Below are 15,208 nucleotides of genomic sequence, written 5' to 3' on the forward strand. Positions count from 1 at the left end.
CCCGGGGGCCGTCCCGCTCCGCAGCGGGAGGTGTCAGTCGGCCTCGCGCCGACGGCGCAGGAACTGCTCGAACTCCCGAGCGATCGCCTCGCCGCTCGCGCCGGGCAGCTCGCCGGCGTCCTGGATCTGCTCGAGCTCGCGCACGTAGGCGCCGATCTCCTGATCGGTGCGCGCGAGCTCATCGGCCCCGCGCATCCAGCCCTCGGCGATCGCCTCGAGCTCGTCCTGCGGGATCGGCGCCGAGATCAGCTCCTGCAGCTCGCGCACGAGGGCGAGCACCGCCTTCGGCGAGATGGAGTGCGAGATGTAGTGCGGCACCTGCACCCACATGCTCGTCGTGCGCAGGCCCGCGCTCGTGGTGCGGCGGGCGAGGATCGTCGGGATGCCCACCGGGCCGACGTACTGGTCGCGGTCGCCGACGGACTCCGCGGCACCCGGCTCGACCTGCGAGCTGACCGGGAGGGGACGTGTGTGGGGGACGTCGGCGAGCAGCGCCCCGAGGCACACCACGGCGGAGACGTCCAGCAGCTGCATCTGCTCGAGCACCTCGTCGCAGAAGCTCTTCCAGCGCAGCGAGGGCTCCGCGCCGAGGACCGTGACGATCTCCGGCCCCTGCGGCGGGGTGACGATCCGCAGCTCGGTGTCCGGCCAGTCGACGACCCGCAACCCGTCCTCGGTGGTGCGGATGTCGGGGCGGTTCACCTGGAAGTCGACGTACTCCTCGGCGTCCACCCGGCCGGCGGGCCGCGAGGGCCAGGTCTCCAGCAGGTGATCGATCACCCCGGTGGCGGCCTCCCCGGCGTCGTTCCAGCCGCTGAAGGCCGCGATGGCGATTCGACTCATCGACCCATCGTAGCCCCGGGGCCACCGCCTGAGCGGCGGGGGCGCAGGCGGGACGGCTATCCTCGGCCTGCCCCGCGGTCGTGCGCCGCGGGACAGGAGGAGACGCCCCATGCCCCGCCCTGCGCTGCGCCTCGGCCCGCTGCCCCCGATCCAGGTCAGCCCCGGCACCCTGATCACGGTCCTGCTGCTCGCCGCGATGATCTTCCCCAGCATGGCGTTGCCCGGTGCGAGCCTCGCCCTCGCCGCGTCCCTCGCCGTCGGCGTCGCCCTGGTCCTGATCCTCTCGGTGCTGCTGCACGAGGCGGCCCATGCCGTGGCCGCGCACCTCTCGGGGGCGACGGTCGATCACATCGCGCTGACGCTCTGGGGCGGCCACACCCAGTACCGTGGCGCGCCGCTCGGCCCCCTCGCCTCGATCGTCGTCTCCCTCGTCGGTCCGCTGAGCAACCTGCTGCTCGCCGGCCTCGCCCATCTCGCGGCCCGCTCCGTCGAGAGCGAGGCGGCGCTCGCGTTCTGGTCCGCCTGCTCGCTGCTGAACCTCGCTCTCGCCGTCTTCAATCTCCTGCCCGGGCTGCCGATGGACGGCGGGCGCGCGCTCGAGGCGCTGCTCGGCGGGGTGCTCCGGAGCCCCGTGCGCGGCACGGTGATCACCGCCTGGATCGGACGGGGGATCGCCGTGCTCGCCCTCGGTGTCCCGCTGTGGCGGATCCTCGAGGCCGGCGGGACCGGAACCCTCGGCCTGCTCACCCTGCTGTGGGCGCTGCTCATCGCCGGCATGCTCTGGCAGGGCGCGAGCAGCGCGCTGAACGGGGCGCGGCTGCAGCGGCGCATCGAGGGGCTCGACCTCGCGGCCCTGGCCCGCCCGATCCGCCTCGTCCCCCCGACCCAGCCCCTCGGCGCCCTCGACGTCGACCCGGAGGACGTGCTCGTGCTCGAGCCCGGGACCGCCCGGCCCGGGGTGCTCGGCCGCGTCCGGCGCCTCGATGCGGCCGCCCTCGCCGCCGTCCCCGCGGAGCACCGCGAGAGGACGCCGGTGAGCGCGGTCGCCGCCCCGCTCGGCGAGCTCGGCGTCCTCCCCGCGACGCTCGGCGGCGAGCAGTTGGTCTCCGCGATGATGCGGCGCCCCGCCCCGGCCTACGCCGTCCTGGACGCCGAGCAGCGGATGCTCGGCGTGGTCCTCGCGGCGGATGTGCAGCGGCGCCTCGGCGCCTCGCGCCGCCCCTGAGGCGGCGCACGTCTCATCAGCCTCCGGGGACGAACCGCCCGCGGCGGCCCCGCCCTATGCTGGAACGCATGACCGAGCAGCACCCGCAGACCGTCCCCGCCCAGGGGCCGACCGTCCCCGCCCCGCGCGCCCCGCGCCGCGGGCTGGACCGCACCGGCCCCCTCGACGTGGGGGACAAGGTGCAGCTCTCGGACTCCAAAGGCCGGCTGAACACGATCACCCTCAAGCCCGGCGGGGAGTTCCACACCCACCGCGGCGTGCTCCGCCACGATCAGCTGATCGGCGCCGAGGACGGGTCCGTCGTGGAGGACAACCACGGCACCCGCTACCAGGCCCTGCGCCCCCTCTACGCCGACTACATGCTCTCGATGCCCCGCGGCGCCGCGATCATCTACCCCAAGGACTCCGCGCAGATCCTCATGTGGGGCGACATCTTCCCCGGTGCCCGGGTGCTCGAGGCCGGTGTCGGCTCGGGCGGCCTGACCACCGCCCTGCTGCGCGCCGTCGGCCCCACCGGCTCCGTCCACTCCATCGAGCGCCGCGAGGACTTCGCGGAGGTCGCCCGCGAGAACGTCGGCACTTTCTTCGGCACCCCCGAAGGAGAGCTGCCCCCGACCTGGCAGCTCTCGATCGGCGACTTCCAGGACGTCGCCCCGACCCTCAGCCCCGACGGTCCGAGCGTGGACCGGGTGGTCCTCGACATGCTCGCCCCCTGGGAGTGCGTCGACGCGGCCGCCGAGGTGCTCGTCTCCGGCGGCGTCTACCTCGCGTACGTCGCGACCGTCACCCAGCTCTCCCGCACCGCGGAGGCGCTGCGCGCCCACGGCGAGTTCACCGAGCCGTACGCCTTCGAGACCCTCGTGCGGCCCTGGCACCTCGAGGGGCTCGCCGTCCGTCCCGAGCACCGCATGAACGCCCACACCGGCTTCCTGCTCACCGCGCGGCGCACCGCCCACGGCACCGGGGCGATGACCCGCTCCACGCGCCCGGCACCCGGCTCCCGAGATGAGGAGGAGCTGAGCCATCCCGACAACGACGGCTTCGGCGGCACCGACTCGGAGTGGTCCTCCCAGGACCTCGGCGAGCGCGGCGTCGCCCCGCGCAAGCTGAAGCGGGCCCTGCGGGACATCCGCCAGGGCCGCGACCGCTGACCCGCTCGCGTCCCGGTCCCCTCGACCACCGCCGCCTCACCGGCACGCCGCACCTCGCAGGAAGGGGAGCACATGGCCATGAAGACCTACGCGGAGATGACCGCCGAGCTCGAGCAGCTCGCCGACCGCAACGAGCGGCTCACCACGAGCCTCCGCTCCGCCCGCACCCAGATCGTCGAGCTCAAGAACGACCTCGAGCGCATCGGGGACCCGCCGAACTCGTACGCGACGTTCCTGCGCCGCTGCGAGGGCACCACGATCGACGTGCTCCACAACGGCCGCCGGCTGCGGGTCGCGACCGCGGCGAGCCTCGACCTCGAGGCGCTCGAGCCCGGCACCGAGCTGCGTCTGAACGAGTCCCTCGCGGCCGTCGAGGCGGTGCCCCAGGGCGATGCCGGCAACGTCGTGAGCGTGCTCGAGACCCTGGCCGACACCCGCGTGCTGGTCGCGGTCGCCCCCGACGACACCCGGGTGCTGCGGCGCGCCGGCGTCCTCGCCGAGACCGACCTGCACGCCGGCGACCACGTGCTCGTGGACCTCAAGGCGCAGCTGGTGCTCGAGCGCATCGACCGCGCCGAGATCACCGATCTCGTGCTCGAGCAGGTCCCCGACATCTCCTTCGAGCAGATCGGTGGCCTCGGCGACCAGATCGAGGCGATCCGGGACGCCGTCGAGCTGCCGTTCCTGCAGCAGGACCTCTACCGCACCTACGGCCTGCGGCCCCCGCAGGGCGTGCTGCTGTACGGCCCGCCCGGCTGCGGCAAGACCATGATCGCCAAGGCGGTCGCCCACGAGCTGGTGCTGCGCAGCGCCGAGCTGCGCGGGGTGAGCGTCGCCGAGGCGCTCGAGAACTCGGCCTTCCTCAACGTCAAGGGGCCCGAGCTGCTGAACAAGTACGTCGGCGAGACCGAGCGGTCGATCCGGCTGGTGTTCGAGCGGGCCCGGGAGAAGGCCGCCGCGGACCACCCCGTGGTGATCTTCTTCGACGAGATGGAGGCGCTCTTCCGCACCCGCGGCACCGGTCTCTCGAGCGATGTCGAGACCACGATCGTGCCGCAGCTGCTCGCCGAGATCGACGGCGTCGAGGGCCTCGACAACGTCATCGTCATCGGCGCCTCGAACCGCGAGGACATGATCGACCCGGCGATCCTGCGCCCGGGCCGGCTCGACGTGAAGATCCGGGTGCGCCGCCCGAACCAGCGGGCCGGCCGCGAGATCCTCGGCCTCTACCTCGACGAGTCGGTGCCGCTGCGCGAGGATCGCCAGGCGCTCCTCGACCTCGCCGTGCGCGAGATCTACGCGACCGGCCCCGAGGCGGCCTTCGTGCGCCTGGAGTACTCCGACGGGGAGACCGAGACCCTGCACTTCCGCGACGTGGTCTCCGGCGCGACCCTGCGCAACATCGTCGACCGGGCGAAGAAGCACGCGGTCAAGGACCAGATCGCGACCGGACAGGTGGGCCTCGGCGCCGACCACCTGAGCGCCGCGATCACGGCGGAGTTCGTCGAGAACGAGGACATGCCCTCGGCCGCCCATCCCGAGGACTGGGCCCGCGTCTCCGGGAACCACGGCCGCGCGGGGCGCCGGGTCGTCGCGGTCGTTCCGCTCAAGGGCCGCACCCGCGCCGCCGAGGCGCAGACGGGGGAGAACAGGGGAGAGAAGGCATGAGCGACGGGATCACCACCGCTCGGGTGATGGGGATCGAGACCGAGTTCGGGGTGCTGCACGCCGACCTCGAGGACCGGGCCCGAGCGGGCGCCGGATCCTCGATCCTGCTCTCCCACCTGGTCGTCGGTGCCTACGCCCTGCTCGACCCGCGGGAGGGGGAGCGGGGCCGCCGCGTCCGCTGGGACTACGGCGACGAGACCCCGCTGCGCGACGCCCGCGGCTTCGAGCTGCAGCGCGCCGCGGCGCACCCCACCCAGTTGACCGACGAGGTGCAGGACGCACACGTGCCGAGCGTCGACGCGGACGCCCCGCTGCAGGGCCCCGAGGTCGCGCCCGAGGGCGATGACGCCGAGGTGCTCGCCTGGGCCTCGCAGCGCTCCATCGGCAATGCCGTGCTCACCAACGGCGCCCGCTGGTACGTCGACCACGCGCACCCCGAGTATTCCTCCCCGGAGGTGCTCCGCGCCCGGGAGGCGGTGGTCGTTGACCGCGCCGGCGAGGAGATCGCCCGCGCCGCGATGGGCCTGCTCTCCCGGGCCGACGGCATCCCCGAGGTGGCGCTGCACAAGAACAACACCGACGGCAAAGGGGCCTCCTACGGCACCCACGAGAACTACCTGCTCGACCGGGACGTCCCCTTCGAGCGCGTCGTCGCGGCGCTGCTGCCCTTCTTCGCGACCCGTCAGGTGCTGGTCGGGGCCGGGCGCGTGGGCCGCGGCACCCGCGGTCAGCACCCCGGCTTCCAGATCTCCTCCCGCGCCGACTTCATGGAGGCCGAGGTCGGCCTGGAGACGACGCTGAACCGCCCGATCGTCAACACCCGCGACGAGCCGCACGCCGATCGCTCCCGCTTCCGCCGCCTGCACGTGATCATCGGGGACGCGAACCTGCTCGAGGAGTCGACCTTCCTCAAGCTCGGCATGACCTCCCTCGTGCTCGCCGCGCTCGAGACGGAGCACCGCACCGGCCCCGTGATCCTCCCGGACCTGCCCCTCGCCGATCCGGTCGAGGCGGTCCGCACCATCAGCCACGACCCGAGCCTCACCGCCACGGTCACGCTCGCCGACGGCCGCGAGCTGACGGCGCTCGAGATCCAGCGCGCACATCTCGACGCCCTCCGCCCGGTCGCCGACCTCGCGGACACGGAGACGGCGCAGGTCCTCACCGCCTGGGGTGAGCTGCTGGACCTGCTCGCCGAGGACCCGATGCTCGCCGCGGACCGCATCGAGTGGGTCGCCAAGCTGCGCCTGCTCGAGCAGTACCGGCGTCGCCACGGTCTCGGCTGGGAGGACCCCCGCCTGCTCATGGTCGACCTGCAGTTCTCCGATCTGCGACCCGGCCGCGGCCTGTTCGAGAAGCTCCGCGCGGCCGGTGCCGTCGGCACCCTGGTCGGTGCCGAGGAGGTGGAGCACGCGATGACCGCGCCCCCCGCCTCGACCCGCGCGCACCTGCGCGGCACCCTGATCCGCCACCACCCGCGCCGCGTGCCGTCGGCCGGATGGGACGCGATCACCCTCGCGGGCGAGACCGGCGGCTTCCGCCTCCGCCTCGCCGATCCCCGGCTCGGCTCCGCGGACTGGTGCCGTGACCACGGCGTCGACCTCGCCGCCGAGCCGTCCGCCCTCCACGAGGCCCTCGCCCGCGCCGTCGCGGCCGAGTGACCCACCCCGCCCCGCCCGCCACCCGGCGGCAGCACCCCAGGAGAACGACATGACCCAGCAGTCCCTGCACGGCGCCGGCCCCGGCGACGACGACGCCAGCGGCGAGGAGACCCTCGCCGGCGGCCAGACCTTCGCCTCCGCCCAGGCGGCCGACGACCTCCTCGACGAGATCGACGCCGTCCTCGACCAGAACGCCGAGACCTTCGTGCGCTCCTTCGTCCAGAAGGGCGGCCAGTGACCCGATGAAGCGCCGCGTGGGAGGACTGGAGACCGAGTTCGGCCTGGTGTGCGTGCGGGCCGACGGCACCCGCGCGCTCGAGCCCGAGGCCGCGGCCCGCGAGCTGTTCGCCCCGGTCGTCGCCATGGGGCGCTCCTCGAACGTGTTCCTGCGCAATGCGGCTCGGCTGTACCTCGACGTCGGCTCGCACCCCGAGTTCGCGACCGCCGAATGCGATGACTGGTGGGAGCTGGTCGCCCAGGACCGGGCCGGGGAGCGGATCCTCGCGGATCTCGTCACCAGCGCGAACGAGCGCCTCGCCGCCTCGGGCCAGGACGCCCGCATCCACCTGCTGAAGAACAACGTCGACTCCGCCGGCAACGCCTTCGGCTCGCACGAGAACTATCTCGTGGACCGCCGCGGGGAGTTCACCCGCCTGCCCCGGTACCTCCTGCCCTTCCTGGTCACCCGCCAGATCGTGACGGGCGCGGGCGGGATCGTCCTCGACCGCGCGGAGGACGCCTCCCCCGACACCCCCGGTCGGGCGCGCTTCGTCTTCTCCCGGCGCAGCGACCACATGTGGGAGGCCGTCTCCTCGGCCACCACCCGCACCCGGCCGATCATCAACACCCGCGACGAGCCGCACGGCGACCCCACCCGCTTCCGTCGCCTGCACGTGATCGTCGGCGACTCGACGATGAGCGAGGTCTCGACCCACCTCCGTTTCGCGACCACCGACCTCGTGCTGCGTGCGATCGAGTCGGGCCGCGCCCTGCCCGAGATCGCCCTCGCCGACGACATCGCGGCGATCCGCACCGTCTCCCGCGACCTCACCGGCCGCGATCCGCTGCCGCTGGCCGGCGGCGGCACCACGACCGCCCTCGAGGTGCAGCAGCGCTGGCTCGACCACGTCGCCGACCTCGCCGACGAGTCCGAGCAGGAGGTGCTGGAGACCTGGCAGCAGGCCCTGGACGCCGTCGCGACGGGCGACCGCTCCTGGGCCGCGCTGCACCTCGACTGGGCGATCAAGGAGCGCCTCGTCGAGCAGGTGGCCTCGCGCCGCGGAGTGGGGCTCGAGGATCCCGCGATCGAGCGCCTCGACCTCGCCTACCACGACATCGACCCGGGGACCGGGCTGTTCTCCCGGCTGCGCGACCGGGGCCTCGCCCCGTCGGTGCTCCCCGAGGAGCGCATCGAGGAGGCGCGCACTACCGCCCCGGCGACGACCCGGGCCCACCTGCGCGGCCAGGTGGTCACGGCCGCCCAGGCGGCGGGCGTCGACCACGTCGTGGACTGGACCAGCTTCCGCCTCACCCGTCCCGGTGCCATGCCCGTGCAGGTCCTGGACCCGTTCACCACCTCCCATGAAGGGGTCGACGCCCTGCTGGCCGAGATCCGCGCGCTCGGCGCGCCGTCGTCCGACGCCCCGCCCGCCTGAGCCCCGCCCCAGGCACCAGCCCGTACCCTGGTCCCCGTGCCCCGCGAAGGGGCGACCCCCGTGAAAGGCCCCCCGTGATCCGTCGTCGCACGATCCTGACCACCGCCCTCGCCGCGAGCGCCGCCCTCGGGCTGGCCGCCTGCTCCGAGGACGGATCCGACCCCGAGGCGACCTCCGCCGCCGCGGCGCTGGCCGGGGTCACGATCAGCGAGGACCTCGAGGCGGAGCCGGTCGTCGAGTTCACGGCGCCGCTGGACATCTCCGCCCCCGACTCGAAGGTCGTCGTCGCGGGGGACGGCGAGACCATCGCCGAGGGCGACCTGATCAGCTGGCGCAGCCTCTATGTCGACGCCTCCACGGGAGAGGTGCTGCAGTCCTCGTGGCAGGGCGCCCCCGCCGAGGTCATCGCCGTGACCTCCGACGGCATCGGAGCGGCCGCCTTCGCTTTCCTCACCACCGTCACCGTCGGCTCGCGCATCGCCATGGCCGGCTGGCAGCAGTCCACGAGCGGCCAGGCCTACTCCCTGATCCAGGTCGCCGACGTCGACCGGATCATCCCGGGGCGCGCCGAGGGCGAGGCCGTCGCCCCCTCCGGCGATTTCCCCGCGGTGACCCTCGCCGAGAACGGCGCCCCCTCGCTCGCCGCCGCCCCCGAGGGCGAGCCGCCCACCGCCACCACCGTCGAGATGCTGATCCGCGGCACGGGCGAGCCCACCGCCGCCGGCGACTCGCTGACGATGATGTACACCGGCTGGAGCTGGGACACCGGGGAGCAGTTCGACTCCTCTTGGGATCGCGGCGCCCCCTTCACCTTCGTGCAGGGCCAGGGCCAGGTCATCGCCGGCTGGGACGAGCACCTGCTCGACATCCCGGTCGGCAGCCAGGTCATGCTCGTGATCCCGCCCGTCGACGGCTACGGCGAGGAGCCCTCGGACTCCAACCCCCTCGGAGGGCAGACCCTGCTCTTCGTCATCGACGTCCTGAACGCCCAGCCCGCGGCGTCCTGAGACACCCACCGGACCCCCACCCCACAGGAGGAACCATGGACCGCAGCAAGCCCGAGATCGACCACCCCGAGGGCTCCGCGCCCACCGAGCTGGTCTCGACCGACGAGATCCTCGGCGACGGCGAGGAGGCCGGCCGCGGCGACGTCGTCGACGTGCACTACGTCGGCGTCTCCCACTCCACCGGCGAGCAGTTCGACGCCTCCTGGGACCGCGGCGAGCCGCTGCGCTTCCAGCTCGGCGTCGGCCAGGTCATCGCCGGCTGGGACCAGGGCGTCCAGGGCATGAAGGTCGGCGGCCGCCGTCGCCTCGACATCCCCAGCCACCTCGCCTACGGCGAGCACGGCGCGCCGCCCGTGATCGCCCCCGGCGAGTCGCTCATCTTCGTGTGCGACCTGGTGGCGGTGCACAAGCGCTGACCGGATCCGCCGGCACGGCGGGGGAGCGGGAGCGGCCGGGAGACCAGGCCAGCCTCTTCGCGGCCCCCGCCGTCGCCGTTCCCGCCCGCACGGACCCGGGCCGCCCCGATGCGGCCCGGGCCGGTGGTCTGCGCACCACCGCGGGGTTCGCGGTGGCGGACGAGCTCCCGGTCGCGAGCGTCCGCCTGATCGGGGTGCTGCCGCACCTGGACCGTCCCTTCGAGTACGCGGTCACCCCGGAGACCGCCGCGGCGGGGCCCGGGATGCGGGTGCGGGTGCGCTTCTCCGGCAAGGACACCGAGGGCATCGTCCTCGAGCGCCGCGCCGAGCCCTCGACCGATCGGGCCCTCGCCCCGCTCGTCCGCCTCGTCTCCGAGGACGTGGTGGTGCCGCCGGAGATGATGCGCGTCTGCGAGGAGGTCGCCGCCCGTAGCGCGGGCACCGTCGGCGATGTGCTCCGCCTCGCGCTGCCACCCCGCCACGCCCGCGCCGAGAAGGCCGACCGTGCCGCCGCGGAGGCGGAGTCCGCCCCGGAGGCGGACAGCGCCGCGGAGGAGGGCACCGTCGAGGAGGCGGAGTCCGGCCCGACCGCGGAGGAGACGGCCGAGGAGATCCCGCCGTCGGCGCCGTCGGCTGCGTCGGCTGCGCCGGCGGGGAGATCCGGCGACCGCTATCCGGGCCTCGCCGCGCTCCTCGCCCGCGCGGGTCGGCCCGACGGACCCGTCCCGCGCGCGACCCTCACCCTCGACCCCGTCGACGCCTGGACCCAGGTGGCGGCGGAGGCCCTGGCCGCCCTCGACCCCGCCCAGGGGGCGCTCGTCGTCGCCCCCGACCAGCGGGACGTGCGACGCCTCTCCCGGGTGCTCACCGAGCGCGGAATCGAGCACGAGGTCCTCGCCGGCACCGAGGGGCCCGAGAAGCGGTACCGCACCTTCCGACGCATCCTCCGCGGCGCGACCCGCATCGTGCTCGGCAACCGCTCGGCCGCCTTCGCGCCGGTGCGGGATCTGGCGCTCGTGATCTGCTGGGACGAGGCCGACGACCTGCTCGAGGAGCCCCGCGCCCCGTACCCGCACACCCGGACCGTGCTGCAGTGCCGCTCCGCCGAGGAGCGCTGCGCCCTGCTCTTCCTCGGCGCGAGCGAGTCGGTGACGCTGCGCTCCCTCGTGGATGCCGGATATCTCGCCCGCCTCGAGCCCGTCCCCGCCCCGGTGAACGCGGTGCGGCCCCGGATCGTGGCGATGGACCAGTACCTCCGCGACCGCGAGGGCCCCTCGGGACGCTCGCGGCTGCCGCAGGAGGCGATGCGGGTGATCCGCCGCGGTCTCGAGCGCGGCCCGGTGCTGGTGCAGGTGCCGCGCACCGGCTACGTGCCCGCGATCGCCTGCACCTTCTGCGGCACCCGCGCCCAGTGCCCCACCTGCAGCGCCCCGCTGTCCGTGACCGGGCGCCACGGCGCCCTGCACTGCCGGGTCTGCGGTCGCCGCGAGGACGCCTACCGCTGCCCGGAGTGCGATCGCACGCACGTGCGGGCCGCCGTGGTGGGCAGCACCCGCACCGCCGAGGAACTCTCCCGCGCCTTCCCGCAGGCGAGCCTGCGCGTGGCCGGTGGAGCCCAGGGACCGCTCGAGGACGACGCCGTGCCCGAGGACGCGATCGTCGTCTCCACCCCCGGCGCGGAGCCCGCGCCGCCGGGAGGCTACGCAGCCGCCCTGCTGCTCGACGTCGACGCCGCGCTGGGCCGGGCGGCCTTCGACGCCGACGTCGAGGCGGTGCGCCGCTGGCAGGGCGCGATCGCCCTCGTGCGCAGCGCCGACGACGGGGGAGAGGTGCTCGTGGTCGGCACCTCCACCCTGCCCGCGGTGCGCCATCTGGTCGCCCACCGCTCCACCGTCTTCCCGGACCGTGTGCTCGCCGACCGCCGCGAGCTGGGCCTGCCCCCCTTCCGCCGCATCGCGGAGGTGGTCGGGGACCGGCAGGCCTGCCGCGAGTTCCTCGAGGCCGCGGACCTGCCCGAAGGCGCCGAGGTCTTCGGTCCCACGGACCTCGAGGGGCCCGACGCCGCGGGACGCGCCCGGGCGGTGCTGCGCCTCGAGCCGTCCCGCTCGCGCGAGCTCGCCGATGCCCTGCGCACCGCCGTCGCCGCCCGCTCCGCCCGCAAGGCGCGCGGCAGCCTGCGCGTGCGGCTGGATCCGCCCGACGTGTTCTGAGCCGCAGCGGCCGGGGCGCGGAGCCGCTGGTCCGCAGGTGATCACCCGGTCGGGACGTAGACTCGGCCCATCATGCGACTGCTCTTCGCCGGAACCCCCGAGGCCGCCCTGCCCTCCCTGCGCACCCTGCTCGACTCGGACCACGAGGTGGTGGGCGTGCTCACCCGTGCCGACGCCCCCGCCGGCCGCGGTCGCCGGCTCGCGCCGAGCCCCGTCAAGGCCCTCGCCCTCGACGCCGGCGTGCCCGTGCTGACCCCCGCCACGCTCCGCGACGAGGCCGTGCAGCAGCAGCTGCGGGAGCTGGCGCCCGACGCCGCCCCTGTCGTCGCCTACGGCAACCTCGTGCCCCGCGCCGCGCTCGACATCCCCCGCCACGGCTGGGTCAACCTCCACTTCTCCCTCCTGCCGGCATGGCGCGGCGCCGCCCCCGCGCAGCGTGCCGTGCTCGCCGGTCAGCAGGAGACCGGCATGAGCGTGTTCCGCCTCGAGGAGGGCCTGGACACGGGCGATGTGATCACCATCGCGAGCACCTCGATCGGCGCCCTCGAGACCTCCGGGGAGCTGTTGGACCGGATGGCGCAGGACGGCGCCGCCCTGCTGCTCGAGGCCCTCGACGCCCTCGCCGCGGGCACCGCGACCTTCGCCCCGCAGGACCACGCCGCCGCGACCCACGCGCCGAAGCTCAGCCCCGCCGAGGCCCGCGTGGACTGGACCCGCTCCGCCGACGAGGTTTCCGCCCACGTGCGCGGCATGAGCCCGCAGCCCGGGGCCTGGACGCTCCTCGACGGCGCCCGCACCAAGATCCTCGGGGTCGAGGCGGTCCAGCCCGCCTCCCTCGACGCGCTCGGAGCCGCCCTGGCACCGGGCGAGATCGGCACCACCAAGCGGCAGCTCCTCGTGGGCACGGGCACCGAGGCGGTCGCGATCTCGACGCTCGCACCGGCGGGACGGAAGGCGATGCGCGCCGCCGATTGGGCGCGCGGCGCGGGGCTCGTCCCCGGCGCCCGCTTCGAGGACGAGCAGGACGGAGAGCAGGCATGAGCGAGCAGCGGGGCGGCGGCCGACGCGACGACCATGGCCGACGCGAGGACCACGGCCGACGGGGCGACCGTCGCCGCGAGGACCGTCCGAGGGACGGCGGCGGAGACCGTCGGCCCCGCGACGCCCAGGGCCGTGAGCGCTCCGGCAGCCGCGGTGAGGGCGGGCCGCGCCGCGGCTGGTCCGCCTCCCGGCCCTCCGAGCGGGGCCGCCGCTCGACCCCGTCCCGCCAGGTCGCCTTCGAGGGGATGCGCCTGATCCGCGAGGACGACGCCTACGCGAACCTCGTGCTCCCGCGGCTCCTGCGCAGCCACCGGGTGAGCGGACGCGACGCCGCGTTCACGACCGAGCTCTTCTACGGCTCGCTGCGCGCCCAGGGCCGCCTCGACGCCGTCCTCGCCGCCTGCGTGGACCGTCCCCTGGCCGATGTCGAGCCGGCACTGTTGGACGTGCTCCGCCTCGGCGCCTACCAGCTGCTCGACATGAGCGTCGCCCCGCACGCCGCGACCAGCGAGACCGTGGCCCTCGCCCGGTCCGAGGTCGGCGCGGGCGGCGCGAGCTTCGTCAACGCGGTGCTGCGCCGGGTGGGGGAGAAGGACCTGCCCACCTGGATCGAGCAGGTCGCCCCGGACCGCGAGAAGGACCCCGCCGGGCACCTCGCGGTCGTCCACTCCCACCCCCGCTGGGTGGTGCGCGCCCTGCAGGACGCCCTCGGCGGTCACGGCCGCTCCCGTGAGGAGATCGACGCCCTGCTCGCCGCGCAGAACGAGGCCCCCGCGGTGTCCCTCGTGATGCGGCCGGGCCTCACCGATCTCGACGAGCTCATCGACCACGGCGCGAGCCAGGGCCGGCTCTCGGTCTTCTCCGCCGCCTGGCCCTCCGGCGATCCCGGCGGCATCGACCTGGTGCGCGAGGGCCGCGTCGCGGTCCAGGACGAGGGGAGCCAGCTCGCGGCCCTCGCCCTCGCCCTCGGCGCGGACGACCTGGTCCGCGCCGACGACGCCCACTGGCTCGATCTGTGCGCCGGTCCCGGAGGCAAGGCCGCCCTGCTCGGCGGGCTGACCGTCGACCACGACGCGGACCTCCTCGCCGTCGAGCTGCAGCCCCACCGCACCGAGCTCGTCGACCGCGCCGTCGCGAGCCTGCGGGACGCCGGCTGCGAGATCGAGACCCGCACCGCGGACGGCACCACCATCGGCGCCGAGCTGCCCGGTCGCTTCTCCCGCATCCTCGCGGACGTTCCCTGCTCAGGGCTCGGAGCGCTGCGTCGCCGGCCCGAGGCACGCTGGCGTCGCAGCCCCTCCGACATCGCCACCCTGGGGAGGGTGCAGCGGGACCTGCTCCGCTCCGCGCTCGACGCCGCGGCCCCCGGCGGCGTCGTCGCCTACGTGACCTGTTCCCCGCACCTCGCCGAGACCCGCCTCGTCGTCGCCGATGTGCTCAAGGAGCGACCGGAGGTCGAGCAGCTCGACGCCCGGCCCGCCGTGCGCGCCGGGGTCCTGCCCGGTCGCCGGGACGAGATCGAGCTCGGCGACGGCCCCTCGGTCCAGCTGTGGCCGCACGTGCACGGGACCGACGCCATGTACATCGCGCTGCTGCGCACGCCCGACGCCCCCTCCGAGGAAGGACACCCGACCCGATGAACGCCGCCTACTCGACCGATGGCCAGTACATCCACCCCAGCATCCTCAACGCCGACTTCCTCGCCCTCGGCGCCGAGCTGGAGAAGATCAGCACCGCCGACAGCGTCCACGTGGACGTCATGGACAACCACTTCGTGCCCAACCTGACCTTCGGCGCGAGCATGGTCGAGCAGATCGTGCGGCGGTCGGCGATCCCGGTGGACGCGCACCTGATGATCGAGGACGCCGATCGCGAGGCGCCCGTCTTCGCCGAGGCCGGCGCCTCCTCGGTCACCTTCCACCTCGAGGCCACCGCCGCCCCGATCCGCCTGGCGCGCGAGCTGCGCCGCAAGAACGCCCAGGTGGGCGTGGCCCTGCGGCCCGCCACCCCCGTCGAGCCGCTGCTCGACGTGATCGGCGAGTTCGACATGCTGCTGATCATGACCGTGGAGCCCGGTTTCGGCGGCCAGTCCTTCCTCGAGACCATGCTCCCCAAGATCCGCCGCGCCCGCCGGGCGATCAGCGCCGCCAATCTCGAGGTCTCGATCCAGGTCGACGGCGGCGTCTCCCGCGAGACCATCGAGCGCTGCGCCGAGGCCGGGGCGAACGTCTTCGTCGCCGGCTCCGCGATCTACCGCGCGCAGAACGCGGCCGACGAGATCTCGGCGCTGCGGGAGCTGGCCTCGGTCCACCGCGCCCACTGAGCGGGCGG

Annotated in this window: 13 protein-coding genes; 12 read left to right on the top strand and 1 reads right to left on the bottom strand. The window is 74.6% G+C overall.

The features are described from left to right. Nucleotides 1–33 precede the first annotated feature (33 nt). A complete protein-coding gene (locus V1258_RS03025) occupies nt 34–843 on the bottom strand; it encodes a PAC2 family protein (protein ID WP_329748297.1) in 810 nt (269 codons plus the stop codon). A gap of 109 nt (nt 844–952) precedes the next feature. On the opposite strand from V1258_RS03025, the gene V1258_RS03030 reads away from it, so the two are divergent. The 12 genes from V1258_RS03030 to rpe all read left to right on the top strand — a co-directional run bounded on the left by V1258_RS03030 (nt 953) and on the right by rpe (nt 15,200). After that, entirely contained in the window at nt 953–2,068 is a 1,116-nt protein-coding gene (locus V1258_RS03030; RefSeq protein ID WP_329748298.1) for a M50 family metallopeptidase, read from the top strand. Nucleotides 2,069–2,136: 68 nt separating this feature from the next. After that, on the top strand, nt 2,137–3,219 hold the full coding sequence (locus tag V1258_RS03035) for a tRNA (adenine-N1)-methyltransferase (protein WP_329748299.1): 1,083 nt from the start codon (nt 2,137–2,139) through the stop codon (nt 3,217–3,219). A gap of 78 nt (nt 3,220–3,297) precedes the next feature. After that, on the top strand, nt 3,298–4,887 hold the full coding sequence (gene arc, locus V1258_RS03040; protein WP_329748398.1) for a proteasome ATPase: 1,590 nt from the start codon (nt 3,298–3,300) through the stop codon (nt 4,885–4,887). After that, nucleotides 4,884–6,548 carry a depupylase/deamidase Dop gene (dop, locus tag V1258_RS03045; protein WP_329748300.1) on the top strand — a complete coding sequence of 555 codons (1,665 nt, stop codon included), beginning with the start codon at nt 4,884–4,886 and terminating at the stop codon, nt 6,546–6,548. Before arc ends, dop begins: the two co-directional genes overlap by 4 nt. 49 nt (nt 6,549–6,597) lie before the next feature. Further along, complete coding sequence (locus V1258_RS03050) at nt 6,598–6,786, top strand: ubiquitin-like protein Pup (protein WP_329746659.1); 189 nt, start codon at nt 6,598–6,600, stop codon at nt 6,784–6,786. Between the two features lie 4 nt (nt 6,787–6,790). Then, entirely contained in the window at nt 6,791–8,203 is a 1,413-nt protein-coding gene (gene pafA / locus V1258_RS03055; protein WP_329748301.1) for a Pup--protein ligase, read from the top strand. A gap of 74 nt (nt 8,204–8,277) precedes the next feature. Then, complete coding sequence (locus tag V1258_RS03060; RefSeq protein ID WP_329748302.1) at nt 8,278–9,210, top strand: FKBP-type peptidyl-prolyl cis-trans isomerase; 933 nt, start codon at nt 8,278–8,280, stop codon at nt 9,208–9,210. Between the two features lie 35 nt (nt 9,211–9,245). Then, a complete protein-coding gene (locus V1258_RS03065) occupies nt 9,246–9,626 on the top strand; it encodes an FKBP-type peptidyl-prolyl cis-trans isomerase (RefSeq protein WP_329746662.1) in 381 nt (126 codons plus the stop codon). Continuing rightward, complete coding sequence (locus tag V1258_RS03070) at nt 9,596–11,836, top strand: primosomal protein N' (RefSeq protein WP_329748303.1); 2,241 nt, start codon at nt 9,596–9,598, stop codon at nt 11,834–11,836. The genes V1258_RS03065 and V1258_RS03070 overlap by 31 nt, the downstream gene beginning before the upstream one ends. Nucleotides 11,837–11,908: 72 nt before the next feature. Next, complete coding sequence (gene fmt / locus V1258_RS03075) at nt 11,909–12,877, top strand: methionyl-tRNA formyltransferase (protein ID WP_329748304.1); 969 nt, start codon at nt 11,909–11,911, stop codon at nt 12,875–12,877. Next, a complete protein-coding gene (locus V1258_RS03080; protein ID WP_329748305.1) occupies nt 12,874–14,517 on the top strand; it encodes an RsmB/NOP family class I SAM-dependent RNA methyltransferase in 1,644 nt (547 codons plus the stop codon). The genes fmt and V1258_RS03080 overlap by 4 nt, the downstream gene beginning before the upstream one ends. Beyond that, nucleotides 14,514–15,200 (top strand): ribulose-phosphate 3-epimerase, encoded by a 687-nt coding sequence (gene rpe, locus V1258_RS03085; protein WP_329748306.1) that lies wholly within the window; start codon nt 14,514–14,516, stop codon nt 15,198–15,200. Before V1258_RS03080 ends, rpe begins: the two co-directional genes overlap by 4 nt. Nucleotides 15,201–15,208: the final 8 nt, after the last annotated feature.

It is taken from the genome of Brachybacterium sp. J153 (assembly GCF_036311905.1).
GTDB lineage: Bacteria > Actinomycetota > Actinomycetes > Actinomycetales > Dermabacteraceae > Brachybacterium.

Bases quoted from the DNA above. Each gene is read 5' to 3' on its own strand.
- V1258_RS03025 (WP_329748297.1), bottom strand. From the start codon at position 843: ATGAGTCGAATCGCCATCGCGGCCTTCAGCGGCTGGAACGACGCCGGG.
- arc (WP_329748398.1), top strand. From the start codon at position 3,298: ATGAAGACCTACGCGGAGATGACCGCCGAGCTCGAGCAGCTCGCCGAC.
- fmt (WP_329748304.1), top strand. From the start codon at position 11,909: ATGCGACTGCTCTTCGCCGGAACCCCCGAGGCCGCCCTGCCCTCCCTG.
- V1258_RS03065 (WP_329746662.1), top strand. From the start codon at position 9,246: ATGGACCGCAGCAAGCCCGAGATCGACCACCCCGAGGGCTCCGCGCCC.
- pafA (WP_329748301.1), top strand. From the start codon at position 6,791: ATGAAGCGCCGCGTGGGAGGACTGGAGACCGAGTTCGGCCTGGTGTGC.
- rpe (WP_329748306.1), top strand. From the start codon at position 14,514: ATGAACGCCGCCTACTCGACCGATGGCCAGTACATCCACCCCAGCATC.
- V1258_RS03050 (WP_329746659.1), top strand. From the start codon at position 6,598: ATGACCCAGCAGTCCCTGCACGGCGCCGGCCCCGGCGACGACGACGCC.
- V1258_RS03030 (WP_329748298.1), top strand. From the start codon at position 953: ATGCCCCGCCCTGCGCTGCGCCTCGGCCCGCTGCCCCCGATCCAGGTC.
- V1258_RS03080 (WP_329748305.1), top strand. From the start codon at position 12,874: ATGAGCGAGCAGCGGGGCGGCGGCCGACGCGACGACCATGGCCGACGC.
- dop (WP_329748300.1), top strand. From the start codon at position 4,884: ATGAGCGACGGGATCACCACCGCTCGGGTGATGGGGATCGAGACCGAG.
- V1258_RS03035 (WP_329748299.1), top strand. From the start codon at position 2,137: ATGACCGAGCAGCACCCGCAGACCGTCCCCGCCCAGGGGCCGACCGTC.